Here is a 24927-nt window from a genome sequence, read left to right on the forward strand (position 1 = left end):
GGTGAGCCCCCGAGCACCGACGCACGATCTGTCGGATCTGTTTCTCGTTCGCGGCCCGTTGTTGATCCAGGACCAGGATGTCTTGGGCGTACTCGGTAGCCAGTTCACGCAGGATGGTCATGTCCAGGGGTTCGTAGCGTGGTCGCCAGGTCGCGACCTGCCCCAGTTGGGCGACCGTGAGCGCGTGCCTGCATCCGTACCGAGCGCGGTCGCGTGTAACAGCGCGGTGAGCATGTTGATCGTGACGGTGCGGCGCCGGTCCAACTCCGTCCAGGACTGCTCCGGTCCCGGGATGGATCACGGCGTAGTGGTGCGTGGCGGCGTGGGTGTCCACCCCTATGACGTACTGGCAGATGTCTGTCACGATGGTTGAGCTCCCAAGGACCGCTGGTTGAGCTCCGGAGTACCGCTGGTCGAGCCCTGCCCACACCGCTGGTTGGCGCCGAAACCAAGGTGACGTTCATCCGGACCAGCCACAACAGTCCGAACTACCGTGTTCACGTGCACCTCGAATTCGACGCCGAAGCCGGTCGCCGCACACCGAGGGGCTTGATCATGATCGTCCCGATTTTCGGCGACGAGCCGGTCGGCGGCGTCGATGATCCGGCGGTGCTGCGTATGGAGCGAGCCGTCCGCGCGTCCGCGGCGACGCCTTCGCCTGTGAAGTGAGCACACGGCTGGATAGCCTTCCCGGGTGAACCGCCAGCCACCCGATACGGACGCCGCCGCAGTTCGTTCCGACCGGCTGGTGCTCCCGGCGCTGGTTTTCGTCGGTGGTGCCGCCGGCACGACCGCGCGTGCACTGCTGAGTGAGCGGTTCCCGATGCCGGCGGACGGCTGGCCGTGGACCACCTTCGTCATCAACGTGCTCGGCGGGCTGCTGCTCGGCCTTCTGCTCGGGGTGCTCGCGCATCTCGGCGACGACAGCGGTGCACGCCGACGAGTTCGGTTAGGACTCGGGACGGGTCTGTTGGGCGGATTCACGACCTACAGCGCCTTCGCGGTCGAGGTGGTGGAGCGTGACCTGGGCGCCGGTCTTGCCTATGCGACCGCGAGCGTCGTGGCCGGAGTGCTCGCCGCAGGGATCGGGCTCCGACTGCCGGGCATGAACCGATGATGCTTTGGATCGCCCTCGGGGGAGGCACCGGCGCACTCCTGCGTTGTGTGCTCGACACCTGGATCGCCGCGCGGGTGCGAGTGAGGGTCCCGGTCGGCACTCTGGTCATCAACTTGCTCGGATCGTTCGTGCTAGGCCTGCTCGTCGGTCACTTCGGACACGCTTCGGAGGCCACGAAGGTGCTCGGTACGGGTGCCATGGGCGGGTTCACCACGTTCAGCGCGGCGTCCGTGGAGTCGGCCCGGCTGCTGCTCGCGCCGAAGGTGCACTGGGCGGGCGTCGTGCATGCGCTCGGGATGGTCATCGGGTCAGTTTTGGTCGCCGCGCTCGGCCTGTGCGTCGGCGGTTGAGTTGTGCTCAGAAATCGCCTGCGGCAGAACGCATCCGGGCGATGATCGACACGAGTGACTCGAGGTCGTCGCGGTCGAGTTCCGGTCGGCCGAAGACCTGCTCGTTGAGCGCAGCCGTCGCTTCTTGCGCGAGTGAGCGTCCTTCTGGTGTCAGTGCCACGACGAACGCACGCCGGTCGTCCGGGTGCGTGGTGCGCGTGACGAGACCGGCCTGCTCCAGCCGGTCGACGGCATTGGTGACGGACGTCGGATGCACCTGCAGGCGCGACGCGATCAGCTTCATCGGCAGGCTGCCGCGACGACTGAAGGTCAGCAGCATCAGCACCTCGTAGCGGGCGAACGTCACGCCGAACGGCTTCAGCACCGCATCGACTCGGGCCGAGACGATCTGTTGTGCCCGCATGAGCGAGGTGACTGCCGCCATGCCCGGCGCAGCATCGGCCCACCCGCGATCCACCCACTGATCCCGCGCGACCCCGATGGGGTCGGCAGCGAGGCGGGCGGGTGCTTCGGTCATGGGTCGAGAGTAAATCAAACTCGCGTTGACGTCCATTAATAGGAAGTCCTACTATTTTGCGAGAGCTGAGTCACGTCCACGCACCCGGAGGACCCCATGGCCGACATCAAGCCTGAACTGCACAAGCCGGAGCACCACGTCCGGATCGTTACTGCCGCAAGCCTGTTCGACGGCCACGACGCCTCGATCAACATCATGCGGCGGATCATGCAGACGCAGGGTGCGGAGGTGATCCACCTGGGCCACAACCGTTCGGTGCAGGAAGTCATCGACGCTGCGCTCGAGGAAGACGCGCAGGGCATCGCGGTCAGCTCCTACCAGGGCGGCCACGTCGAATACTTCGAGTACCTCGTCGATCTGCTGAAGCAGGCGGGCGCCGAACACGTGAAGGTCGTCGGTGGTGGCGGCGGCGTCATCGTGCACGACGAGATCGACCGGCTGCGCAAGGCGGGCGTCACGATCTTCTCCCCGGAGGACGGTCAGCGCATGGGCCTGGTCGGAATGATCAATTCTGTTGTCGCTGACTGTGATTACGACCTCTGGCAGCTGGGCCAGGCCGATCTGGACGCAGTGCTGTCGGGTGATCGTGCAGCCATCGCGCGAGCGATCACCGGCGCGGAGCAGGGTGCGCTTCCTGCCGAGTTCGTCGACGCGATCAACCAGGCGGCGGCCAAGCGTCCGGTGCCCGTGCTCGGCATCACCGGCACCGGTGGTTCTGGAAAGTCTTCTCTGACAGACGAACTCGTGCGCCGCATGCGCCTCGACCAGCAGGACAAGCTGCGCGTGGCGGTGCTCGCGATCGACCCGACTCGCTCTCGGGGTGGCGGTGCGCTGCTCGGCGACCGCATCCGGATCAGCTCGTTGGACGGTGACCGTGTCTTCTTCCGGTCGCTCGCCACCCGCGGCAACAGCCAGGTGCCCGAACACCTCGACCAGATTCTGGCGCTGACCAAGGCGTCCGGATTCGACCTGATCATTCTCGAGACTCCCGGTGTGGGACAAGGAGATTCGGCCATCATCGACTACTCCGACGTGTCGATGTACGTCATGACTCCGGAGTTCGGTGCCTCCAGCCAGCTGGAGAAGATCGACATGCTCGACCTGGCCGACGTGGTCGCGATCAACAAGTTCGAGCGACGTGGAGCCGAGGACGCGTTGCGCGATGTCGGACGCCAGATGGTGCGCAACCGTGAGGCTTTCGGCAAGAAGCCCGAGGACATGCCGGTCTACGGCACCTCGGCGGCCACCTTCAATGACGACGGCGTGACCGCGCTGTACCAGGAGCTGCGAAACCTGCTGTCGGAGAAAGGAATGCACGTCGAGGACGGCGTGCTTCCGCAGGTCGACACCAAGCAGTCGACCCATATCGCCACGATCGTGCCGGCGTCCCGCGTCCGCTACCTCTCCGAGATTTCAGAAACGGTACGTGACTATCACTCCGACACCGCGAAGTTCGCCAAGGCGGCAGCCCGTGCGCAGCGTTACGAACTGGTCGCCGGCGAACTCGCCGAGGTGCCGCGCAGTGTCGCCGAGCTGATGGAGAAGGCGCAGCAGGACGTGCCCGACGAGATCTCCAAGGCTCTCGTGAAGTGGCCGAGCATCGTCGATTCCTACTCGGGCGACGAGCAGGTCGTGAAGATCCGCGACCGCGAGATCGTCAACAAACTCACTCGGGAATCGCTGTCCGGCAACAAGATTCCGCGCGTCGCGCTCCCGCGCTTCGACGACCACGGCGAGCTGGTGAAGTTCCTTCGCCGGGAAAATCTGCCGGGCTACTTCCCGTACACCGCCGGCGTCTTCCCGTTCAAGCGGGAGGGCGAGGATCCTGCCCGCATGTTCGCCGGCGAGGGCGACCCGTTCCGCACGAACCGCCGTTTCAAGCTGCTGTCGGAAGGCCAGCCGGCCACCCGCCTGTCGACCGCGTTCGACTCGGTGACCCTCTACGGGCGCGACCCCGACGAGCGTCCGGACGTCTACGGCAAGGTCGGCACGTCCGGCGTCTCGATCGCGACGTTGGACGACATGAAGGTGCTGTACGGCGGGTTCGACCTCGTCTCGCCCACGACGAGCGTGTCGATGACGATCAACGGCCCGGCACCGACGATTCTCGCGTTCTTCCTCAACACGGCCATCGACCAGCAGGTCGACGCATTCACCGAGCGTGAAGGCCGGGAGCCGAACGATGACGAGCGCAAAGAACTCGCGGCGTACGCCGTCGCGAACGTCCGCGGCACCGTCCAGGCCGACATCCTGAAGGAGGACCAGGGCCAGAACACCTGCATCTTCTCCACCGAGTTCAGCCTGAAGATGATGGGCGACATCCAGCAGTGGTTCATCGACCACCAGGTGCGCAACTTCTACTCGGTCAGCATCTCCGGCTATCACATCGCCGAGGCCGGGGCGAACCCCATCAGCCAGCTGGCGTTCACGCTCGCCAACGGCTTCACCTATGTCGAGAGCTACCTCGCGCGGGGCATGGACATCGACGACTTCGCGCCCAACCTGAGCTTCTTCTTCAGCAACGGTATGGACCCCGAGTACTCGGTGCTCGGCCGTGTCGCCCGCCGTATCTGGGCGGTGGCGATGAAGGAGAAGTACGGCGCGAACGACCGCAGCCAGAAGTTGAAGTACCACGTGCAGACGTCCGGCCGGTCCCTGCACGCGCAGGAGATGGACTTCAATGACATCCGCACCACGCTGCAGGCGCTCATCGCGATCTACGACAACGCAAACTCCTTGCACACCAACGCTTATGACGAGGCTGTCACCACGCCGACCGAGGAGTCGGTGCGTCGTGCGCTCGCGATCCAGTTGATCATCAACCGTGAGTGGGGTCTGGCGATGAACGAGAACCCGCTCCAGGGATCGTTCATCATCGACGAGCTCACCGACCTCGTCGAGGCGGCGGTGCTGAAGGAGTTCGACCGCATCACCGAGCGTGGCGGCGTGCTCGGCGCGATGGAGACCGGCTACCAGCGCGGTCGCATTCAGGACGAATCGATGCTCTACGAACACCGCAAGCACGACGGCTCGCTGCCGATCGTCGGCGTCAACACCTTCCGCAACCCCAAGGCCGACGACGGCACGCCGAAGCACATCGAACTCGCCCGCGGCACCGAGACCGAGAAGCAGGGTCAGCTCACCCGCGTCCGCGAGTTCCAGCAGCGGCACCAGGGTGAGTCCAAGCAGGCGCTGGACGAGTTGCGGGCCGCAGCGGTCAACGGCGACAACGTGTTCGACGTGCTGATGCGCGCCGCGCGGGTGTGCTCGCTGCAGCAGATCACCGAGGCGTTCTTCGAGGTGGGTGGCCAGTACCGGCGCAACGTCTGACCAGCCTCTACACCCGTAGTCAACGCAAGTGGTCGTGATCGCGGCCACTTCCGATCGCGCGCTGAGTAGGGTCGGGCGGGTGCGAACACAGATCGACGATCTCGGATTCCACGTCGACCTCCCCGACGAGGTCGAACGAGTCGTCAGCCTCGTCCCCTCCCTCACCGAAGCGATCGCGGCGACCCGTCCACAGGCTCTGGTCGGTGCCACCGACTGGTGCACCCATCCCGCGGACCTCGATGTGCCGCGCGTCAGAGGCACGAAGAACCCCGACGTTGCGGCCATCGCCGAGTTGGCACCCGACCTGGTGGTCGCCAACAAGGAAGAGAACCGCGCGCTCGACGTGAAGCGCCTGCGGGATCACGGGATTGCCGTTTGGGTGACCGACATCGAGACCGTGCCGCAGGCGCTGGACTCGATGCGCCGATTGTTCACCGAAGCTTTCGGCTGGGGGGCACCCGGCTGGCTGGACGAGGCCGACGCTCTGTGGCGAATGTCCGCAGGACGCTCGGGTGAGGTCGGCGGTTCTGCGGACACTCGGCGAGTGGTTGTGCCGATCTGGCGCGATCCGTGGATGGTGGTCGGGCGGCCGACGTACACCGCCGACCTCCTCCAGTGCCTCGGCTGTGACGTGGTCGTTCCGGACGGCGCCGAGGGCCGATACCCGCATGCCGACCTGGCCGATCTCGACGACCCGAGCCGCGCGGATCTCGTGCTGCTGCCCGACGAGCCGTACGTCTTCACGGCCGACGACGGCCCGGAGGCCTTCGTCGAGGTTCCCACGAAACTGATCAGCGGCCGGTTGATCACCTGGTACGGACCGGCGATGGTCGAAGCAGCTCGCACTCTTCCCGCCGTGCTGCGGCGCTGACGTCACCCCAGCGCGAGCGCCTCGTCGGCGTCGCGCTGCAACAACTTCCTGGTCGAGGCCTCCTGCTCGGCGGTCTCCCAATCGATGTCGTCGAGCGCGGCAAGTGATTCTGTGACAACCCGTTTCACGTTGTCGAGCGAGACCAGGCCGAGGCTGTACGCCTTCATGGCTGCACCGATGTATGTCTCGAAAACGTGGACTCCGGATGCCGCCAACTCCTCGCGTCGAGCGGCCGGGGTGCCGACGACATCGTGGATGAACACCGCCGACACGGCGTCCGGATAATCGGTCCGGACGCGTTGTCCGACCAGGACGTCGCCCTGGCCGGAGTCACCGACGAACACGACGCCGTACTCGGGGAAGAGCTTGCGGTAGTGCGCGAAGTTCGCCACCTTGCCGTCCGCCATGGCGTCCTTCGAGTGAAGGTTCATCAGGCTGCCGGCCAGCAGGGATGAACTCGCGACCCCCGCTTTGCGCAGCACGTCCTTGGAGTTCGATTCGATGAGACCGAACGCGATCTCGGGCCGCGCGGTCAGGAACGTGAGGTCGCCGCGTGACCACGGCGACTCGGTGGGACCGTCGTCCAGGGCCTGCAGGAAGGCCAGCGATCCCGGAACCAGAAAGTGGCCGTGGGGGTAACGCGTCTCGTGGATCATCGGGAAGACGGTGTCGTCGATGTCCGACAGCACCTTCACCCCGAGTCGTCCGAGCGGCTCGGCCTGCGCCGCGAAGTGATCGAGGACCCGTTCGCGCACCGACTCGTCGTCGATGTCGCCGAAGATCAGTTCCTCGAGGTCGTGATGATCGTCGCGCCGGTTGAGCGCGTTCTTCAGCTGCGTCAGTTCCTCGCCGTGCACGGAACAGAAGATGTCGACGATCTCCCGCTCCTCGTGCCGTCGCGTCCACCCCTCCTGCAGCCGGTGGATCCGGTCGACGTGCTCTTCGCTCACTGCGTTCCTCCCGAGAGTGGACGTGCCCGTTCGATGATGTCGTGCTCGGTGGCGCAGGTGTGGCTGCAGCCCGTCGATGTCAGGCTGGGTCGATGTTCCGTAAGCAGAGCGCCTCCGCGCCGACCGGATTCTTTCGTTGGGAAGCCGCCGGTCTGCGCTGGCTCGCGGACGCCGCCGGCGTGATGGTCGTCGATGTGCTGGACGTGCGCGAGCATCACCTCGACCTCGTCGAGCTCACCGAGGTGGCTCCGACGGCGCAGGCGGCTGAGGAGTTCGGACGCGCCCTCGCCCGCACACACGATGCGGGAGCGGATGCGTTCGGTTCACCCCCGGACGGTTGGGAGGGGGACGGCTACTTCGGACCACTGTCGGAACCGATCCCTTTGGAGCTCAAGCCGACACTGGGCTGGGGCGAGTTCTACGCGCAGCAGCGCATCCTGCCGATCACCCGACGATGCGTGGCGTCCGGCGCTCTCTCCGAAGCCGAGGCGCAGCTGCTGGAGCGCGTCGCCGATCGTGTGTCGTCCGGTGACTTCGACACAGACGACGGACCATCGCGCATCCACGGCGATCTTTGGTCGGGCAACCTCCTGTGGACGGCGCAGGGCGCGGTGCTGATCGACCCGGCGGCGCACGGAGGTCACCGGGAATCCGACCTCGGGATGCTGGCCCTCTTCGGCACCCCGCACCTCGAGCGGATCATCGCCGCGTACGAGGAGGAACATCCGTTGGCGGACGGTTGGCGCGATCGGGTGGCGCTGCATCAGCTGTATCCGCTCGCTGTGCACGCATTGCTGTTCGGCGGCGGGTACGCGGCACGGACGATCGCAGCAGCACGTCGGATCGCCTGATAGTCCGCCGCGGGCCACGCCGGAACCGCCTTGAGCTGGGACGCTCGCCGCAACAGGACGTGGACGAGGCGGTCGATGCTGCTCTGTGCCGCCTGCGGGTGGCGCTCGCCGAGGCGCACAAGAGTGATGTGCACAAGCTGCGGGTGCTGCGAACCTACGCGCAACGGTGGCGTCCGGACGCAGATCCTGTGAGCCTCGACTGAGTCCTCACTCTGGCGGTCCGCACGTGGTCGGGGCCTGCCGTCCCTGCTTCCCCGGTCGTGCAGACTTCGACCTTGCGGCGTGCGCTCGCGAACTTTCGGCGATACTGACCGCACCGACGGAAGGAAGCCTGAGATGTCCCGCGAGATCGCGACTGCCGACCGACGTCCACTGCAGGAGGTGCTCGATTTCGTCCGCTCCCGGCCCACCATGGTGCTCACCACGTTCCGCCGCGACGGCTCGTTGCAGAGTTCGCCGGTGACCGGTGGCGTCGACGACCAGGGCAAGTCGCGCATCCGGATCACGATCGACCGCACCGGCCCGATCGCCACCGGTGGCTTCCCGACGCGCCTCGCCGACAAGGACTGACCCGTGAGCGATCAGCGTTTGCGCATCGAGAAGGCCGTCTTCAACGGCGGTGCCAAGTTGCCCCGAGTGGTGAAGCGGGCGATCGCCGGTAAGCCGCCGACGGCGGACGGTCGGACCCTCGATGTCGACTTCGCCGTGGGCTTGAGAATGCTCGAACTCGGTGGGGCGACCGAGTACGCGGGCATGACCCTGCAGGAAGCCCGCGACCTGCTCGAACACGAGTCGCTCGTGTCTGCCGGTCCACAGGTCGAGGTCAGGCAGGTCGAAAACCTCACCCTCGATCTGCCGGACGCGTCGATTCCGGCTCGTCTCTACAAGCCGTCCGAAGACCCGAAGCTCCCGCTGCTGGTCTACTTCCACGGCGGCGGTTGGGTGCTCGGCAGCATCGAGTCGCACGACGGACTCTGTCGCCGCATCTGCGACCAGGCTCAGGTGGCCGTCCTCAATGTCGGCTACCGGCTCGCGCCCGAACACCGTTTCCCGGCAGCCGTGGACGACGCGATCGGCGCGTTCCGGTGGGCCGTCGAGCACGCGTCCGAGATCGGTGTCGATCCCCGCCGTATCGCCGTCGGTGGCGACAGCGCCGGCGGCAACCTGTCGGCGGTGATCGCCCAGCAGACCCGCGGCGACGCGGTGCAACCGGCCTTCCAGCTGTTGTTCGTGCCCGTCACCGACCTGTCGCGACGCACCGATTCCTATGCGAAGTTCAGGGAGGGATACTTCCTCACGTCGTCCGAAATGGACTGGTATCAGGACCATTACATCGGTCCGGACGGTGACGCGACCGACCCGCGCGTCTCACCACTGCTGGCGCAGGACCTCACCGACCTGCCGCCCGCGTACGTCGGCGTCGCCGGTTTCGACGTGCTGCGCGACGAGGGCATCGCCTACGCCGAGGCCATGCAGGCAGCCGGTAACCAGGTGCAGCTGCGGGTGGTCGCCGGGGGAGTGCATCCCTGGGTCAACTCACCCCTCGCCCGCACCAGCAGGGAGCACCTCGCCGAAGCGCTCGGGGCGTTGCGGCAGGCACTGGGTGTCGTCTCGACGTGACGAAGGTCGCGTCCGCGGGCTGAACAGGGCGTCTCGGTTACCGGGCGGTCGCGACCATACTGGGCGGCATGATCGACCAGCCGCAGATGGTGTTCGAGGCGACCGACGAGGGCCGCGCCGCGACCGAACCACTTCGCAACGACATCCGCCTCCTCGGCGGGATGCTCGGCGACGTGGTGCGCGAGCAGGAGGGCGAGCGAGTCTTCGAACTTGTGGAGCAGGCACGTAAGAAGGCCTTCGCCGTCCGGCGCCAGGAGGTCGATCGCGAGGGTTTCGCAGAGCTTTTCCACGACCTGTCGACCAAGGACGCGCTGCATGTGATCCGGGCGTTCAGCCTGTTCGCGCTGCTCGCGAACCTTGCCGAAGACCTGCACCGGGAGCGTCGTCGCGCCGTGCACGTCAACGCGGGTGAGGCACCGATCGACGGTTCGCTCGCGGCGACCTTCCCCAAACTGCAGGCTGCGCACCTCGACAACCGCCAGGTCGAGAGCGCGCTGCGGGACGCGACGGTCGTCCCGGTGGTCACCGCGCACCCGACCGAGACCCGGCGCCGCACCGTGTTCGAGGCGCAGAGCAAGATCAAGCGCATCATGCGAACCCGCGAGCGCATGACCCTCAACGCAGAGGAAGAGCGGGATGCGTTGCGGGACATCAAGATCCAGATCATCACTCTCTGGCAGACCGCGCTCATCCGGTTGAAGCGTGTGCAGATCGAGGACGAGATCGAGGTCGGGCTGCGCTTCTTCGAGGCATCGCTGTTCGATGTCATGCCGCGCATCAACGCGCAGGTGCGTCGCGAGCTGAACGAGCTCTACCCGGGCGCCGATCTGCTCGAGGAGCCGATGCTGCGTGCCGGCTCGTGGATCGGTGGCGACCGGGACGGCAACCCGAACGTCAACGCCGACGTCGTCGCCACGGCCTCACGACGTGCATCCCAGACCGCACTCGCCCACTACCTGCGTGAACTCGACGGCCTCGAGGTCAGCCTGTCGTTGTCGAAACGACTCGCTCCGACCAGTGATTCGCTCACGACGCTGGCCGACCTCAACACCGAGGACGAGCGGGACGATGAGCCCTACCGTCGCGCGATCCGATGGATCCGCGGACGGCTGGAGCGCACCTACGAGAACTTCTTCGGTCGCCCCGCCGACGGTGCGATCGAGGTCGAAGGAGCTGCGCCGTATGCGCAGGCGCAGGAGTTCCTGGACGACCTGAACGTCGTCGACGACTCGTTGCGTGCCAACCACGACGACCTGCTCGCGGACGCCGAACTCGCCGGTCTTCGTGAGGCGGTCCGCACCTTCGGGTTCCACCTGTACGGGCTCGACCTGCGGCAGAACTCCGACGTGCACGAAGAGACCATCGCCGAGTTGTTCGCGTGGGCGGGCGTGCACGACGACTACACCGCCCTGGACGAGGACGCGAAGGTCGAGTTGCTCGTGCAGGAACTCAGCTCCCGGCGACCGCTGGTCGGTCGTGGCGCGGAGTTCTCCGAGCAGACCTCCGGCGAACTCGCGATCGTGGCCTCCGCCGCGGACGCGGTGAAAACCTTTGGTACGGAAGCGATTCCCAACTATGTGATCTCGATGTGTACGAGTGTCTCCGACATCCTCGAATGCGCCGTCATGCTCAAGGAGGCCGGTCTCTACGTGCCGGACACGGACGGCGCGACCTGCTCGGTGAACATCGTGCCGTTGTTCGAGACCATCGAGGATCTCCAGGTCTCGGCCACCACCCTGCGGGCGGCCCTCGCCCTGCCCGCGTACCGCGCCTTGGTCGATTCGAAGGGCGGTCTGCAGGAGGTCATGCTCGGCTACAGCGACTCCAACAAGGACGGCGGATACCTCGCCGCGAACTGGGCGCTCTACCGCGCGGAACTCGACCTCGTCGACGTGGCAACGGAATTCGACATCCGTCTGCGCCTGTTTCACGGACGCGGCGGCACCGTCGGACGCGGCGGCGGCCCGAGTTACGACGCGATCCTCGCCCAGCCTCCGGGTGCCGTCCGTGGCTCATTGCGACTGACCGAGCAGGGCGAAATCATCGCCGCCAAGTACGCCGAGCCCGCGCTCGCGTACCGCAATCTCGAAGCTCTCGTCGCCGCCACCCTCGAATCGTCGCTGCTCGACATCGAAGGGCTGGACGACACCGATCAGGCCTACCGTGATCTGGACGAACTGGCGGCCCTGGCCCGGGACGCGTACAGCGAACTGGTCCACCACACAGACGGATTCGTCGAGTACTTCAAGACCTCCACCCCGGTCGCCGAGATCGGTGCGCTGAACATCGGCTCGCGTCCGGCGTCCCGTAAACCCACCGAGCAGATCTCCGACCTGCGGGCGATCCCGTGGGTGATGAGCTGGTCGCTGGCCCGCGTCATGCTGCCGGGTTGGTACGGCACCGGTTCCGCGCTGGAACGTTGGATCGACGGCGACGAGACCAAGCTCGCCAAGCTCAAGCACTACTACGAGCACTGGCCCTTCTTCCGCACCGTGGTCTCGAACATGGCGCAGGTCATGGCGAAGTCCGATCTCGGTATCGCCGAACGATATTCGCGCCTCGTCGACGACGAAGCACTGCGCGAGCGGGTCTTCGGCAAGATCACCGAGGAGCACGCGCGCACGCTGCGCATGTACGCCGCGATCACCGGTCACGACGACCTGCTCTGGGACAACACCGCCCTCAAGCGGTCGGTCTTCAATCGCTTCCCCTACCTCGAGCCGCTGAACCACCTGCAGGTCGAGTTGCTTGCTCGCTACCGCGCCGGGGACGAGGACGAACAGGTGCGCCGCGGCATCCTGCTCACCATGAACGGTCTGGCCACAGCCCTGCGCAACTCCGGCTGACCGGTTTCGCGGAGAGCCGCTCAGCGGGTACCGGACTCCAGATCGAGGAGGGTCTGCTTCGCCTCGGTGCCGCCGAGGTAGGCGCCGAAGTTCCCGTCCGAGCGCAGCACCCGGTGACAGGGCACCACGATCGGGAGTGGGTTCATCGCACACGCGGTGCCGACCGCCCGGACGGCGCGGGGTTTGCCGACGTGCTCGGCGACCTGCCTGTACGACTCGGTGCTCCCAAAACGGATGGACGGCAGGTACTCGTGCACGCGGGCGCGGAAACCGCGGGACAGCGAGCGGTCCAGCGGGAGCTCGAAGGCGCGCAGACGTCCGGTGAAGTACTCCTCCAGCGGCCGGGCAGCCTCGTCCAGTCGACCAGGAGCGTGCAACACCCGTGGGCTGATCTGCGCTGCCAGCATCACGAGCGCGGTGTCGAAGTCCTCGAGTTCGAAAGCGACCCGAACCAGTCCCGAAGTCGTTGTGGCGAGAAGCAATTCACCGACGGGGGAGTCGACCGTGCGGTAGGCGACCTCGACCTCGTCCCCTGCCGTATCCGCGAGGTGAGCGCGCAACATCTCCAGGTGCGCCGGGTCGGTGCGCAGGTCGTCCAGCTGGTTCATGACTCCTCCTCGCGATACATGATGCGTAGTTTCTTCATGCCGTCGGCGGCTGCGCGCCGCGCAGCTTCAGCTGATCCGCCGATCAGGTAAGCGGCGTCGGTATAGGACAGCCCGGCCAGGTGGTGGTACGCGATGGCCTGCCGCTGCCGATCCGGCAGCGCCGCGACTCGCGCCCACAGTTCCCGATCGTCCTCGGACGGAAAACCGTTGTCGTCCAGTGCGTCCGGTACATCGGACACCAGAACGTGACGTGATTCGCGCCGGACGACGTCGATCGCCTTGCGATGGGCGATCGTCACCAACCAGGCGCGCACGGTCGCGTCGTCCGGCAGATCCGGCCAGGCACGCATGGCCGACAGGAAGGTCTCCGACCAGGCATCGTCCGCCGCGGTGTGATGGCCGAGCACCGCCCGGCACACCCGCAGCACCACGTCGCCGTGCTCGCGCACGGCGTGGTCGAACGGCTGCTTCATGGTCATCACTTTCGAAAGACGGCCCGGCCACCGCGAACGTGAGGTCGGTCGACACATAGTCTGCAGGGCGTGTCCCCGATCCGCCGCGCTCTGCAACTTCCGATCGGCTGCATCGTCCTCGGTCTGGGGGTCACCTTCCTGCTGGCCGCCAAGCTGGGCTCGGACGGCTACTCCACGCTGATGAGCGGTCTCACGGACGCGACCGGTGTCGACTTCGCGGTGGTCAGCTGGATCAGCGCCGCTGTGCTGGTCGCCCTGGCCTGGTTACGCGGGCAGAAGCCCGGTATCGGCACTGTCTGCCAACTCGTCGTCGTCGGCCTGTCGGTCAGTGCTTTTCTCAAGGTGATGCCGACTCCGGACGATCTGTCGGCCCGGATCGGGATGTTCGCCGTCGGTTACGTGGTGCTGTGCATCGGCGTCGCGGCGTACCTGGCGACCGATCTCGGCGCCGGTCCGACCGAAGCTGCGGCTCTGGCGTTCGACCCGCCGGTACCGTTCAAGTGGAGCTACACGATCTTCCAGGGGTTGTGCGTGCTGGTCGGTTGGCTCTGCGGCGCGACGGTCGGGATCGGCACGTTGATCCTGGCCGCAGGTATTGGCTGGTCGATCGACCGGCTGATGCCGGTCCTCGGCCATTCGGCTCGGGAGGTTGCCGGAACCGGCGCCGTCGACTGACCTGGGGTTGCTGCGTGACGAGGAGCGTGATCGTCGGCCTCCTGCACAAGGAGACCGAGGCGATGAGCGCGACACTCTGACGAGGGTCAGATCTGCTTCGCCAGGTGGTACCAGGTCTGGGTGACGTGCATCCCGACCTTCTCGTACAGCCCCAGCGCGCCGGTGCGCGAGTCGGTCGACAGCCCGAAACGGACGGCGCCCTTCTCCCGACCGAGCCGGAACGCGTCCGCCATCAGGGCTCGTGCCAGCCCGAGTCCGCGCTGGTCGCCTCGCACCGCGAGCTGGTCGATGTAGGCCTCGCCGGCCGAATCGATCAGCAGGGCTGCCACCCCGACGACCTCGTTCGAGTGGTCGATGGCCAACCGCATCTGCCACGGCTCGAACCCGCGGCGACGCAGCAACCGCACGGACCAGTCGTCGAAGGTCTGCGGGTTACGGTTCGGCCACTCGTTGAACGCGTCCTCGACCACCTGATATGCGATGTGGTCGTCCTGTCCGGGCACCAGTCCACGGATCGAATATCCCTGGGGGAGAGGCTGTTCGGCAACCTCCTTCTCGGGCGACAGCTCGAGCACCCACGACGTCCAGAGCGTTTCGTAACCGCGTCCGCGTAGCAGCGTCTCGCCCGGGCTGCCGCCGAACCGGGATTGCCCGACCAGCGTGCCCCCGTCGCGTTTCGCCTGTTCCTCGCTCCATCGCGCCAACCACGACCCGATGCCACGCCCCTGATGGGAGGGAAGGACAGCGGCATCGGCTCTACGGCCGTCGGCCACCTCTGCTGTCCCGACCAGGCGCTCGCCCTCGAAGACGCCGACACTCTGCGACGACAGATCGAAGTTCGTCCTGGCCCAGTCGCCCTCGATGTCCTCGACCTCGATGCCGGGCTTCCCCGTGTCGGCGAACTCGGCCTCCGAATAGACCACGAAGGCAGCGTCCAGATCGTCGGGGACGAGGGGGCGGCTGGTGAGGCCAGGTGGGAGGTCGATGCTCATGTCGCCAAGCATCCTCCCGCGGCGGTCGCGGCGCATCCGGATATGCCACGGTTGGATCCATGCGCCCCGGAACCACGAACTCGCTCACCGACGTCCACGGCATTCGGGTGGGCCATGCCACCCGGCGCGCTGACGGATGGTTGACCGGGACGACGGTGGTCCGTATGCCCGACGACGGAGCCGTCGGCGGCGTGGACGTCCGCGGTGGGGGACCGGGTACCCGCGAGACCGATCTGCTCGACCCGCGCAACATGGTCGAGCGGGTGCACGCCATTGTCCTCACCGGTGGCAGCGCGTTCGGCCTCGCCGCTGCGGATGGTGTCATGCAGTCGCTCGCCGCCGAAGGCATCGGCCTGCCGGTGGAAGCGGCCGGACGACAGGTGCCGGTGCCGATCGTGCCCGCTGCGGTCATCTTCGACCTGGGCCGCGGCGGTGACTCGAACGCCCGGCCGGACGCGTCCTTCGGCGCGGATGCGCTTGCCGCAGCGACCGATTCGGCCGTCGGCCAGGGCGCAGTCGGCGCCGGAACCGGCGCGCGTGCAGGCGGTTTGAAGGGTGGCATCGGTTCGGCGAGCGTGGTGCTGGACGACGGGACTACCGTCGGCTGCCTGGTTGTCGTCAACGCCGTCGGCAGCACGGTCGTCCCGGGCACCGGCGAGTTGTACGCGGCGCGGCAGGGCCTGCCGGACGAGTTCGCGCAGGTACCGGTGCATCCGAACGACCCACCGCCGCAGACACCGGCCGTCGGCACCGCGACCACGCTCGCCGTGGTGGCGACCGACGCCACTTTGACAAAGGCGCAGTGTCAGAAACTCGCCGGCATCGGCCACGATGGCATGGCGCGGGCGATCAATCCCGTGCACACGATGTTCGACGGCGACACCGTGTTCGCGGTGTCGACGACGACCCGAGAAGCGCCGGACGGCATGGGTTTTCACGCCCTGCTCACAGCGGCCGGGGATTGCGTCACCCGCGCTGTCGGCCACGCGATGTGGCACGCCGAGAGTGAAGCCGGCATGCCGAGTTACCGCGACCACCACGTCGCAAGCCAGGTCGAGTAGGTGTTGAACGCACCCGATATTCGCTCACGGGGGTTTCCCGCAACGCTTCAGAAGCCCTGACTCCGGTCAGTCGTTCTGCGGGAACCCGAGGTTGAGACCACCGTGCGAGGGGTCGAGCCAGCGAGAGGTGACGGCCTTGGTGCGGGTGAAGAAGTGAACGCCCTCGACGCCGTACGCGTGACTGTCGCCGAACAGCGACGACTTCCAACCACCGAACGAGTAGTACGACACCGGCACCGGAATAGGCACATTGATGCCGACCATACCGACCTCGACCTCGTTCTGGAAGCGGCGAGCAGCACCGCCGTCGTTGGTGAAAATGGCTGTGCCGTTTCCGTATTCGGATGAGTTGATGAGGTCGAGACCCTCGTCGTAGCTCTGCACCCGGACGACCGACAGCACCGGTCCGAAGATCTCGTCGGTGTAGATCGACATGTCCGTGCCGACTTCGTCGAACAACGTCGGTCCGACGAAGAAGCCCTCGTCCGGGCCGTGGAACTCCCCGTCGCGACCGTCGACGACCAGGCGGGCACCGGCGTCCAGGCCGGCCTGGATGTAGTCGGTGATCCGGTCGCGAGCCTGCGCGGTGACGACCGGACCCATGTCGCAGCCGGTCGAACCGTCACCGGTCTTCAGTCCGGCCATCCGGCTCTTGATCCGCTCGATCAACTCGTCGGCGATCGAGTCGACCGCGACGACCACGGAGATCGCCATGCACCGTTCACCGGCGGAACCGAACCCCGCGTTCACGGCCGCGTCGGCAGCGAGGTCGAGGTCGGCGTCGGGCAGCACCAGCATGTGGTTCTTCGCACCGCCGAGAGCCTGAACCCGCTTGCCGGTCGCCACGCCGCGCTCGTAGACGTACTTCGCGATCGGGGTCGAACCGACGAACGAGACGGCCTTCACGGTGGGGTGATCGAGCAGCGCGTCGACAGCCTCCTTGTCACCGTGGACGACGTTCATGACGCCGTCCGGCAGGCCGGCTTCCTTCCAGAGCTTCGCGACCTCGACGACGGCGGACGGGTCCTTCTCGGACGGCTTGATCACCACGGCATTGCCGCACGCGACCGCGATCGGCACGAACCACAGCGGCACCATCGCCGGGAAGTTGAACGGCGAAATGACGGCGACCACGCCGAGGGGCTGCAGGATCGAGTAGGCGTCCACCCCGGTCGACACATTCTCGGAGTACCCGCCCTTGAGCAATTGCGGGATGCCGCAGGCGAACTCGGCGACCTCCAAGCCGCGGGTCACTTCACCGAGGGCGTCCGAGGTGACCTTGCCGTGCTCCGAGGTGATGATTTCGGCGATTCGCTCCTTGTTCTCGTCCAGCAGCTGGCGGAACTTGAACAACACCGGCGTTCGCTTCGCGAGCGAGGTCGATCCCCACTGCTTCGCAGCTGCGGCGGCGTGCTGGACCACGCGGTCGACCACTTCGGCGGACGCGAGGTCGAGCGTTCCGGTGACCTGCCCGGTGGCGGGGTTGTATACCTCGCTGGTGCGCTCGGCGGAACCGTCGAACTCCTGGTGGCCGATGAGGTGGGTGATCCGGGTGGGCGTGCTCATGGCGTTTCCTCGTGTGTCGGTCCGGTGAAGGGAAGTCGGGGGTCCATCGGGTGGTCGGTCCAGGTGTCGCGGACCCAGGTGTGCGCCGGGTCGTCGCAGATGCGCCACGCCCGTTCGTCGCCGGGTCCGGCCATCACGTTCAGGTAGTACAGGTCGTACCCGGGCGGGGCCATCGACGGCCCGTGCCAGCCGTGCGGCACCAGCACGACGTCGCCGGAGACGACACGGGCGTTGACCTCGATCGGACGATCGGCCGTGCCGTGCACGGCCTGGTAGCCGTGCGGTTCGGCCTCGGCCGGGCCACCCGTGGCGATGCGGGACTCGAAGTAGTAGATCTCCTCGAGTTCGGTCTCGACGCCGGGGCGTTCCTCGTCGTGTTTGTGCGGCGGGTACGAACTCCAGTTGCCCGACGGCGTCAGCACCTCGCAACAGATGATCGAATCCGCTTGCAGCGCAGCGGGAGTGCCGAAGTTGTGCACTTGCCGAGAACAGTTGCCGGCGCCGCGAAGCTCGACCGGCACGGCGTCCTTGTCGATGACAGCGAACGGTTGATCGGACGACGCGGGCGCGAAACACAGCGCCACCCGACTCGGCTCGGACGCGGTGACGGTGAGAGTTCGGCCACGGGGCACGTACGCCACATCGCTCGGACCTTGGAACACGTCGGCTCGCCCCATCAGCCGGACCTGATCCGGGTCGCAGGACACATCGACACCGAGGCCGGACAGCGGAACCACGATGTACTCGTCGTCACCGGTCTCGAGCGTGCGTGACTCGCCGGCATCGAGCGTCGCCACCAGCAGCCCGGTGTGCCGCCAGGCGTCGCTACCCGGTCGCACCACGACGTCGTACTGCTCGTCGCTGATCGACCCGGCGGGCCTGTGCCAATTCATGATTCAGTCCCTTTCGCCGAGTGGCCGGGCTGTGAACCAGTGGCCGGGGTATAACCCGGCCACTCGTCCGTAGCCCGGCCACTCGATGAAGGTCCGGTGCCGTGGACGAGGCGAGCCGCGACGTCGACGGCCGCGGCGACGTCGTCGTCCGGCGGGAAGAGCAACGCGCGACCGATCACCAGCCCGGCCGCGGACGGAGCGCTGAGCGCGTCCTCCCAGCTGGCGTACCTCTCATCCGAACCGGTCGTCGGGTCGCCGCCGAGTAGCAGGGTCGGAAGGGTGGTGGCCTCCAGGACACGGTGCATCTCGGGCACGATCGGCACCTTGAGCCAGGTGTACGCACTGGTGGCTCCGAGACCGGACGCCACGTGCATCGACCGGATGGTCGCGTCGGCGGTGAGGATGTTGCGGGCACGGCCGTCAGTGCCGAACTCCGACCAGAACGGTTCGATCATCGCGATCTTGCGGCGGGTTGCCAGCTCGTCGACAGCATGTGCTGTCGCCTGGAGAGTGGCGACGGTTCCGCTGTCCTGCAAGCAGATTCGAGCAAGTGTCTTTCCGCCGTCCAGTCCGAAATCGTCGATCTGCGCCGCCGTGTACCCGGTGAACCGATCATCGAACTCGAAGCCGGCCCCCTGCAAGCCGCCGCGGTTCATCGACCCGATGACCAACTTGTCGTCCAGCGCTCCGAGCAACAGGAGGTCCTCCAACACGTCGGCCGTGGCGAGCACGCCGTCGACACGCGGGTTCGCCAGCGCCGTCACCAGCCGGCCCAGCAGTTCAGGTCGGGACGCCATCGCGTCGTTGTTGTCGCGCACCCCGAGCGCGCCACGGGCCGGGTGATCGGCGGCGACGATGAGGAGCCGACTGTCCGGGCCTTTGCGGCGCCCACGCGCCGCCCAGGCAGATGCGATCGCGTCCGGGTCGCTGATCCGTCGGCGGGTCAGTTGGTGAATTTCGTTGTCGGACAGTTTCATCATCCCTCCTGACGCACGGCGCCCGCTGCCAGCGCAGCCTCGACCTGGGCAGTGTTCGGCATGGCGGACGAGCACTCGAGTCGACCAGCGACGATCGCGCCGGCGGCGTTCGCGAAACGCAGCATCCGTTCCAGATCCCAGCCGGACAAAAGCCCATGGACGATCGCCCCACCGAACGCGTCACCCGCACCGAGGCCGTTGACGACGTCGACCGGCAACGGCGGCACCTCCACGCATTCGCCGGCGGTCATCGCCAGTACCCCACGCGGACCCTGTTTCACGATCGCCAGCTCGATCCCACGATCCAGCAGAGCCCGGGCAGCTCTGGTCGGATCGGTCTCACCCACCGCGATCTCGCACTCGTCCTGGTTGCCGACGGCGACCGTGACATGCGCGAGTGCCTCACCGACTATCGCGCGGGCGTCGTACGGCGACGGCCAGAACATCGGTCGCCAGTCGAGATCGAGCACGGTGAGCGGGCGCCGCTCTCGAACACCCCAGGCGTGGAAGTGCGCTCCGCGCGAGGGTTCGCGGGACAGGCCGGTGACCGTCGACCAGTACACGCGGGCGTCCCGCACCTGCTCGACCGGTATCTGCGCGGGATCGATCGTGAGGTCGGGTGCGATCGGCTCGCGATAGAAGTAGAGCGGGAAGTCGTCGGGCGGAAAGATCTCACAGAAGGTGATCGGTGTCTTCAGTTCCGGGGTCGGCGTCACGGCGGAGGGGTCGACCCCGAACTCCTCCAAATGCCTGATCAGGTAACGACCGAACGGGTCGTCTCCGGTCCGGGAGATGAGCGCGCAGGTGCGTCCGTACCGCGCGGCGGCGACCGCGACGTTGGCCGCGCTGCCACCCAGGAACTTGCCGAACGTGTCGACCTCCTCCAGGCCGACGCCGCTGGTGAGCGGGTACAGGTCGACGCCGAGCCGGCCGATGGCCAGCAGGTCGGGTGCGGACGAGGTCACGACGAATGCCCTTCTCGGGGGACCGGACGGGTGAACCTGCAATGTAATGACATTTTTACGTCCGAATGACCTTTGCTGTCTATGATCGGCCCATGGCTGAGACAGTGTCGGTGGTCATCGATCGGGCGAGCCCAGTCCCGTTGTACTACCAACTCGCCCAGCAGCTCACCGCTGCCATCGAGAGCGGGTCGCTCAAACCGGGCGATCCGTTCGAGAACGAACTGGCGATGGCCGAACGGCTCGACCTGTCCCGCCCGACGGTGCGCCGGGCGATAGCGGAGCTGGTGCAGCGTGGCCTGGTCACCCGGCGCCGAGGCATCGGGACGACGGTCGCCAACGAGGTGATCCACCGCCGCGACGAGCTCACCAGTCTCTACGAGGACCTCGTCCGCTCCGGGAAGGAGCCACGCACCGAGTTGCTCGACTTCGACCGCACTGCTCACTCGCCGGTGGCTGCCGAGTTCTTCGGCGTCCCGAAGAATGCCGACCTGGTGTTCGTGCGGCGTCTGCGATACACCGGTGACGTCCCCCTGTCGATCCTGTCGAACTGGTTGCTGCCGCAAGCGGCGAAGTTCGACGAGCGGCAACTGGTCGACCGTGGCCTGTACGCGCTGCTGCGCGAGGCCGGAGTGCGTCCGGTGGTCGGCAAACAGCGCATCGGTGCCCGGCGTCCGACCGGCAAGGAACGTTCGATGCTGCGCACCGACAAGAGCGAACCGCTGCTGACGATGACCCGTCGAGCGTTCGATGAGTCGGGCGCACCGGTCGAATACGGCGACCACGTCTACCGCGCCGACCAGTACGCCATCGAGATCACCGTCCACAAGAGCTGAGCACCGTCACAGGTGATGGCGCTGATCGCGCTTACCCTGCTCGTACGCCGCACGCGCAGCTGTGGTCGACTGCAAGGTGGAAGTCTCGCTGACCGGTACATCCCACCAGGACGAACCCGGGGGATTGGGGCCGGTGAGGTCGGTCTCGATGTAGAGCACCACGGACTCCTCGCCGTCCAGCGCAGTACGCAGACTGCTGCGGAACTCCTCGATTCCGTCGCTGCGCACCACCTTCACACCCCAGGACGCCGCATTCGCCGCGAGGTCGAACGGCACCGGAGCCCCGTCCAAACGCCCGCTGGACGCGTCCCGCATCCGGTACTTCGTGCCGAAGCGCTGCGACCCGACGGACTCCGACAGTGCACCGATCGAGGCGAAGCCCGCGTTGTCGAGCAGCACGACGATGACCTTGATGCCTTCGGACGCGATGGTCGCGAGTTCCATCGGCATCATCTGGTAGGAACCGTCACCGACGACGGCGACGACATTCCGGTCTTCGTCGCCGATCGCGAGGCGGACGCCGAGCGCTGCCGGAATCTCGTATCCCATGGTCGAGTAGGCGTATTCGAGGTGGTACTGGTCGGGCGAGGTCGCGCGCCACAGGCACTGCAGGTCGCCCGGCATCGAACCCGCCGCATTGATGATCACGTCGCGCTCGGCCAGTTCGTCGTTGAGTGCACCGAACACCTCGGTCTGTGCCGGGAGCGGCTCGTGACCGCGGTGATAGCACTGCTCGATGACGTCGTTCCACTCGTCCCAGAGCCCCGCTGCTTCCTGCTGATACGCGTCGTCGGTGTGCCACCCCGCCATCTGCTCCTGCAACGCGACGAGCGCGGCGCGGGCATCGGCCACGACCATCGTCGCCGAGTTCTTCGCGGCGTCGAAGGCCTGCACGTTGATGTTCACGAACTTCACGTCCGGACGCGCGAACGCGGTGTGTGACGCGGTGGTGAAGTCGGAGTACCGGGTGCCGATGCCGATGATCAGATCCGCCTGCGCAGCGAGCGCATTCGCCGCGGAGTTGCCGGTCGAGCCGACTCCACCGACGGCCAGCGGATGGTCGAAGTTGATCGCACCCTTGCCGGACTGAGTGTCGGTCACCGGAATCCCTGTGACAGAGGCGAACTCGCGCAGGACCTCACTCGCCTCCGAGTAGACGACGCCACCACCGGCGACGATCAGGGGTCGCTTGGCAGCCTTGATCGCGGCGACTGCTCGTTGGAGAGCCGCCGGGTCGGGGGCCGGTCGGGGAATGTGCCAGACCCGGCGGGAGAAGAACTCCTGCGGCCAGTCGTACGCCTCGGCCTGCACGTCCTGTGGCAGGCAGATCGTCACCGCACCGGTCTCGGCCGGATCGGTCAGCACCCGCATGGCAGCGAGCAGCGAGGGCATCAACTGTTCCGGACGGTTGATCCGGTCCCAGAAACGTGAGACCGGTTTGAATGCGTCGTTGACCGAGATGTCGAGCGAACGCGGGTCTTCCAATTGCTGCAGCACGGGGTCGGGGTAGCGGGTGGCGAACTGGTCGGACGGCAGCAGCAGTACCGGTAGTCGATTGGTCGTCGCGAGGGCGGCCCCGGTGACCATGTTCGTCGCGCCGGGGCCGATGGACGTGGTGACGGCCAGTGTCTGGCGGCGCCGCGTCTCCTTCGCAAACCCTGCGGCCGCATGAACCCCGCCCTGCTCGTTGCGCATCAGCCAGTACGGCATCGCGTCGTCTTCTTTCGCATCGACCGAGTTCTGCAGCAGGGCCTGGCCCACGCCGGCGACGTTCCCGTGTCCGAAGATCCCGAATGTACCTGCGATCAGACGCCGCTCATCGCCGTCCCTCTCCGAGTACTGCTGCGTCAGAAAGCGGACGAGTGCCTGGCCGACCGTCAGGCGAACGGTGGGCGCGTGGGCGTACGGATAACTCGAGCTCATCGGTGCTCCCCTCGGGACGGTCAAGCCAGGTTATCGGCCTTGTTCTGACATTTGAACAACTGGGCCCGGCGGGCCGGGGGCCTCAGGACGCGTGAACGGACGGAGGGCGGCCCGCGTGGGACACTGGTCGCATGCTGACCAGAACGCACGCGTTCACCGTTCCTGTTGCTCATTCCAGGCAGGAGGTCTGGGACTGGTTCGCCCGTCCGGGTGCCTTCCACCGGTTGGCGGCTCCGTGGACACCTCTGCAACCACTGGAGGAAGCGCGCAGTCTGGCCGACGGCCGAGCGGTGCTCCAAGCGAAGGTCGCGACGGCGTCCGTGCCCCGTGGCCGGTGGGTGGCCCAGCACCAGCCGGACGAGTACATCGACGGGAGTCAGTTCGGCGATCACTGTGTGTCCCAGCCGTTCTCGGCGATCACCGGGTGGAAGCACCTGCATCGCTTCGAGGGCGACGACGCGTCCTGCCGGTTGATCGACCAAGTGACGACCCGCGTCCCGAAGTCAGTGCTCACCCCGATGTTCCGCTACCGCGGACGCCAGGTGACCGACGATCTGAACGCTCACGCGGCTGCCGCGCGGCAGTGGGAGGCGAAACCCAGCACCATCGCGATCACCGGCGCGCGCGGGTTGGTGGGGACGGCGCTGACCGCGTTCCTTTCGACCGGTGGCCACAGGGTCATCCACCTCGTGCGTGGCGAACCCGATCCCGACGCGATCCACCAGCAGCGGCACTGGGATCTCGAAACCCCCGACCCGGCGATCCTCGACGGGGTCGACGCGGTGGTCCACCTGGCCGGCGAGACGATCGCCGGCAGGTTCACCGCCGAGCACATGAGCAAGGTGCACGACAGTCGGGTCGGTCCGACCCGTCGGCTGGCCGAGGCGCTCGTGCAGCACGGCGGTCCGCGGGTGTTCGCCTCCGCATCCGCGATCGGTTTCTACGGCTCCGAGCACACCGACGAACTGCTGGACGAGTCGAGCCCGTCGGGCGACGACTTCCTGGCCAGTGTGGTGCGTGGGTGGGAACAGGCGACTTCGCCGGCCTCCGACGCAGGTGTACGGACCGTGCTGGTCCGCACAGGTTTGGTGCAGTCGGCCCGCGGAGGCCTGCTGGCCGTCCTTCGTCCGTTGTACGAGGCCTTCCTGGGCGGTCGTCTTGGTGACGGGCAGCAGTGGATGTCGTGGATCGCCATCGACGACCTGATCGACGTCTATCACCGCGCGATCTTCGACGATGTGCTCGCCGGTCCGGTGAATGCCGTTGCCCCGCAGCCACTTCGCAACGAGGAGTTCAGCAAGGTGCTCGCGTCGGTGATCTCCCGACCGAGTTCGCTCGCGGTGCCGAAGGTGGGCCCACAGGTGCTGCTCGGCCAACGCGGAGCGCGGGAGTTGGCGCTCGCCAGCCAGCGCGTCGTGCCCGCCGCGCTCATCGACGCCGGACACAGGTTCCGACACCCTGGCCTGCGGGAGGCGCTGCAGCACGAACTCGGCCGAACCGACTGAGTCA

24 protein-coding genes are annotated in these 24927 nt (G+C 66.9%); 14 read left to right on the top strand and 10 right to left on the bottom strand.

Annotated elements, in window-relative coordinates; genetic code table 11:
* Nucleotides 1–501: 501 nt before the first annotated feature.
* Genes EU513_RS15870 through EU513_RS08180 form a run of 3 tightly spaced genes read left to right on the top strand, consistent with a single transcriptional unit; the run spans nt 502 to nt 1467 of the window.
* A complete protein-coding gene (locus EU513_RS15870; protein ID WP_168990206.1) occupies nt 502–669 on the top strand; it encodes a hypothetical protein in 168 nt (55 codons plus the stop codon).
* 25 nt (nt 670–694) lie between these two features.
* On the top strand, nt 695–1117 hold the full coding sequence (locus EU513_RS08175) for a CrcB family protein (protein WP_129625404.1): 423 nt from the start codon (nt 695–697) through the stop codon (nt 1115–1117).
* Nucleotides 1117–1467: a CrcB family protein gene (locus tag EU513_RS08180; RefSeq protein ID WP_129625405.1), complete on the top strand. Its 351-nt coding sequence runs from the start codon at nt 1117–1119 to the stop codon at nt 1465–1467. Before EU513_RS08175 ends, EU513_RS08180 begins: the two co-directional genes overlap by 1 nt.
* 7 nt (nt 1468–1474) lie before the next feature.
* On the opposite strand, the gene EU513_RS08185 is transcribed toward EU513_RS08180, so the two are convergent.
* The gene (locus EU513_RS08185; protein ID WP_129625406.1) at nt 1475–1984 is read right to left on the bottom strand and encodes a MarR family winged helix-turn-helix transcriptional regulator; all 510 of its coding nucleotides are present in this window, start codon (nt 1982–1984) and stop codon (nt 1475–1477) included.
* 96 nt (nt 1985–2080) lie between these two features.
* Here EU513_RS08185 and icmF point away from each other — a divergent pair, with 96 nt between their 5' ends.
* A complete protein-coding gene (gene icmF / locus EU513_RS08190; RefSeq protein ID WP_129625407.1) occupies nt 2081–5314 on the top strand; it encodes a fused isobutyryl-CoA mutase/GTPase IcmF in 3234 nt (1077 codons plus the stop codon).
* Between the two features lie 79 nt (nt 5315–5393).
* A complete protein-coding gene (locus EU513_RS08195; protein WP_239700745.1) occupies nt 5394–6185 on the top strand; it encodes a helical backbone metal receptor in 792 nt (263 codons plus the stop codon).
* A gap of 2 nt (nt 6186–6187) precedes the next feature.
* Here the strand turns inward: EU513_RS08195 and EU513_RS08200 are convergent, their stop codons facing one another.
* Nucleotides 6188–7135: a phosphatase domain-containing protein gene (locus tag EU513_RS08200; protein ID WP_129625408.1), complete on the bottom strand. Its 948-nt coding sequence runs from the start codon at nt 7133–7135 to the stop codon at nt 6188–6190.
* Nucleotides 7136–7227: 92 nt separating this feature from the next.
* Here EU513_RS08200 and EU513_RS08205 point away from each other — a divergent pair, with 92 nt between their 5' ends.
* The 5 genes from EU513_RS08205 to ppc all read left to right on the top strand — a co-directional run bounded on the left by EU513_RS08205 (nt 7228) and on the right by ppc (nt 12452).
* Nucleotides 7228–7986: a fructosamine kinase family protein gene (locus EU513_RS08205; RefSeq protein WP_129625409.1), complete on the top strand. Its 759-nt coding sequence runs from the start codon at nt 7228–7230 to the stop codon at nt 7984–7986.
* 59 nt (nt 7987–8045) lie between these two features.
* Nucleotides 8046–8189 (top strand): hypothetical protein, encoded by a 144-nt coding sequence (locus EU513_RS15875; RefSeq protein WP_168990207.1) that lies wholly within the window; start codon nt 8046–8048, stop codon nt 8187–8189.
* 133 nt (nt 8190–8322) lie between these two features.
* Complete coding sequence (locus EU513_RS08210) at nt 8323–8556, top strand: pyridoxamine 5'-phosphate oxidase family protein (RefSeq protein ID WP_129625410.1); 234 nt, start codon at nt 8323–8325, stop codon at nt 8554–8556.
* Nucleotides 8557–8559: 3 nt separating this feature from the next.
* Nucleotides 8560–9606: an alpha/beta hydrolase gene (locus EU513_RS08215; RefSeq protein ID WP_129625411.1), complete on the top strand. Its 1047-nt coding sequence runs from the start codon at nt 8560–8562 to the stop codon at nt 9604–9606.
* 68 nt (nt 9607–9674) lie between these two features.
* Nucleotides 9675–12452 carry a phosphoenolpyruvate carboxylase gene (gene ppc, locus EU513_RS08220; protein WP_129625412.1) on the top strand — a complete coding sequence of 926 codons (2778 nt, stop codon included), beginning with the start codon at nt 9675–9677 and terminating at the stop codon, nt 12450–12452.
* A 20-nt stretch (nt 12453–12472) separates the two neighbouring features.
* Here the strand turns inward: ppc and EU513_RS08225 are convergent, their stop codons facing one another.
* Both EU513_RS08225 and EU513_RS08230 read right to left on the bottom strand, forming a co-directional pair.
* Nucleotides 12473–13060: a methylated-DNA--[protein]-cysteine S-methyltransferase gene (locus tag EU513_RS08225; RefSeq protein WP_129625413.1), complete on the bottom strand. Its 588-nt coding sequence runs from the start codon at nt 13058–13060 to the stop codon at nt 12473–12475.
* Entirely contained in the window at nt 13057–13533 is a 477-nt protein-coding gene (locus tag EU513_RS08230; RefSeq protein WP_129625414.1) for an RNA polymerase sigma factor, read from the bottom strand. The genes EU513_RS08225 and EU513_RS08230 overlap by 4 nt, the downstream gene beginning before the upstream one ends.
* Before the next feature lie 69 nt (nt 13534–13602).
* Here EU513_RS08230 and EU513_RS08235 point away from each other — a divergent pair, with 69 nt between their 5' ends.
* On the top strand, nt 13603–14208 hold the full coding sequence (locus EU513_RS08235; RefSeq protein WP_129625415.1) for a YitT family protein: 606 nt from the start codon (nt 13603–13605) through the stop codon (nt 14206–14208).
* 86 nt (nt 14209–14294) lie between these two features.
* Here the strand turns inward: EU513_RS08235 and EU513_RS08240 are convergent, their stop codons facing one another.
* Nucleotides 14295–15200 (bottom strand): GNAT family N-acetyltransferase, encoded by a 906-nt coding sequence (locus tag EU513_RS08240; protein WP_240795975.1) that lies wholly within the window; start codon nt 15198–15200, stop codon nt 14295–14297.
* A 59-nt stretch (nt 15201–15259) separates the two neighbouring features.
* On the opposite strand from EU513_RS08240, the gene EU513_RS08245 reads away from it, so the two are divergent.
* The gene (locus EU513_RS08245; RefSeq protein WP_129625416.1) at nt 15260–16261 is read left to right on the top strand and encodes a P1 family peptidase; all 1002 of its coding nucleotides are present in this window, start codon (nt 15260–15262) and stop codon (nt 16259–16261) included.
* Nucleotides 16262–16327: 66 nt separating this feature from the next.
* On the opposite strand, the gene EU513_RS08250 is transcribed toward EU513_RS08245, so the two are convergent.
* From EU513_RS08250 to iolC, 4 genes are read right to left on the bottom strand one after another with little or no spacing between them, the layout of a single operon-like run.
* Nucleotides 16328–17827: a CoA-acylating methylmalonate-semialdehyde dehydrogenase gene (locus EU513_RS08250; protein WP_129625417.1), complete on the bottom strand. Its 1500-nt coding sequence runs from the start codon at nt 17825–17827 to the stop codon at nt 16328–16330.
* Entirely contained in the window at nt 17824–18723 is a 900-nt protein-coding gene (gene iolB / locus EU513_RS08255; protein WP_129625418.1) for a 5-deoxy-glucuronate isomerase, read from the bottom strand. The genes EU513_RS08250 and iolB overlap by 4 nt, the downstream gene beginning before the upstream one ends.
* A complete protein-coding gene (locus tag EU513_RS08260; RefSeq protein ID WP_239700748.1) occupies nt 18717–19697 on the bottom strand; it encodes a deoxyribose-phosphate aldolase in 981 nt (326 codons plus the stop codon). The genes iolB and EU513_RS08260 overlap by 7 nt, the downstream gene beginning before the upstream one ends.
* The gene (iolC, locus tag EU513_RS08265) at nt 19697–20662 is read right to left on the bottom strand and encodes a 5-dehydro-2-deoxygluconokinase (protein ID WP_129625419.1); all 966 of its coding nucleotides are present in this window, start codon (nt 20660–20662) and stop codon (nt 19697–19699) included. Before iolC ends, EU513_RS08260 begins: the two co-directional genes overlap by 1 nt.
* Before the next feature lie 92 nt (nt 20663–20754).
* On the opposite strand from iolC, the gene EU513_RS08270 reads away from it, so the two are divergent.
* The gene (locus EU513_RS08270; RefSeq protein WP_129625420.1) at nt 20755–21495 is read left to right on the top strand and encodes a GntR family transcriptional regulator; all 741 of its coding nucleotides are present in this window, start codon (nt 20755–20757) and stop codon (nt 21493–21495) included.
* Between the two features lie 6 nt (nt 21496–21501).
* Here EU513_RS08270 and iolD read toward each other — a convergent pair whose 3' ends face one another.
* Nucleotides 21502–23418, bottom strand: a complete 1917-nt coding sequence (iolD, locus tag EU513_RS08275) for a 3D-(3,5/4)-trihydroxycyclohexane-1,2-dione acylhydrolase (decyclizing) (protein ID WP_129625421.1) — start codon at nt 23416–23418, stop codon at nt 21502–21504.
* Nucleotides 23419–23549: 131 nt separating this feature from the next.
* On the opposite strand from iolD, the gene EU513_RS08280 reads away from it, so the two are divergent.
* Nucleotides 23550–24923: a TIGR01777 family oxidoreductase gene (locus tag EU513_RS08280; protein WP_129625422.1), complete on the top strand. Its 1374-nt coding sequence runs from the start codon at nt 23550–23552 to the stop codon at nt 24921–24923.
* The last annotated feature ends 4 nt before the right edge of the window (nt 24924–24927 follow it).

This window comes from Yimella sp. RIT 621, from assembly GCF_004146205.1.
GTDB lineage: Bacteria > Actinomycetota > Actinomycetes > Actinomycetales > Dermatophilaceae > Yimella > Yimella lutea.

What these genes read in the sequence shown, in the direction of transcription:
- EU513_RS08250 (WP_129625417.1), bottom strand. Translation starts at nt 17,827, where the DNA reads ATGAGCACGCCCACCCGGATCACCCACCTCATCGGCCACCAGGAGTTC.
- EU513_RS08205 (WP_129625409.1), top strand. Translation starts at nt 7,228, where the DNA reads ATGTTCCGTAAGCAGAGCGCCTCCGCGCCGACCGGATTCTTTCGTTGG.
- icmF (WP_129625407.1), top strand. Translation starts at nt 2,081, where the DNA reads ATGGCCGACATCAAGCCTGAACTGCACAAGCCGGAGCACCACGTCCGG.
- EU513_RS08240 (WP_240795975.1), bottom strand. Translation starts at nt 15,200, where the DNA reads ATGAGCATCGACCTCCCACCTGGCCTCACCAGCCGCCCCCTCGTCCCC.
- EU513_RS08280 (WP_129625422.1), top strand. Translation starts at nt 23,550, where the DNA reads ATGCTGACCAGAACGCACGCGTTCACCGTTCCTGTTGCTCATTCCAGG.
- EU513_RS08225 (WP_129625413.1), bottom strand. Translation starts at nt 13,060, where the DNA reads ATGAACCAGCTGGACGACCTGCGCACCGACCCGGCGCACCTGGAGATG.
- EU513_RS08210 (WP_129625410.1), top strand. Translation starts at nt 8,323, where the DNA reads ATGTCCCGCGAGATCGCGACTGCCGACCGACGTCCACTGCAGGAGGTG.
- iolD (WP_129625421.1), bottom strand. Translation starts at nt 23,418, where the DNA reads ATGAGCTCGAGTTATCCGTACGCCCACGCGCCCACCGTTCGCCTGACG.
- EU513_RS08270 (WP_129625420.1), top strand. Translation starts at nt 20,755, where the DNA reads ATGGCTGAGACAGTGTCGGTGGTCATCGATCGGGCGAGCCCAGTCCCG.
- EU513_RS08245 (WP_129625416.1), top strand. Translation starts at nt 15,260, where the DNA reads ATGCGCCCCGGAACCACGAACTCGCTCACCGACGTCCACGGCATTCGG.
- EU513_RS08230 (WP_129625414.1), bottom strand. Translation starts at nt 13,533, where the DNA reads ATGAAGCAGCCGTTCGACCACGCCGTGCGCGAGCACGGCGACGTGGTG.
- ppc (WP_129625412.1), top strand. Translation starts at nt 9,675, where the DNA reads ATGATCGACCAGCCGCAGATGGTGTTCGAGGCGACCGACGAGGGCCGC.
- EU513_RS08180 (WP_129625405.1), top strand. Translation starts at nt 1,117, where the DNA reads ATGCTTTGGATCGCCCTCGGGGGAGGCACCGGCGCACTCCTGCGTTGT.
- EU513_RS08185 (WP_129625406.1), bottom strand. Translation starts at nt 1,984, where the DNA reads ATGACCGAAGCACCCGCCCGCCTCGCTGCCGACCCCATCGGGGTCGCG.
- EU513_RS08260 (WP_239700748.1), bottom strand. Translation starts at nt 19,697, where the DNA reads ATGAAACTGTCCGACAACGAAATTCACCAACTGACCCGCCGACGGATC.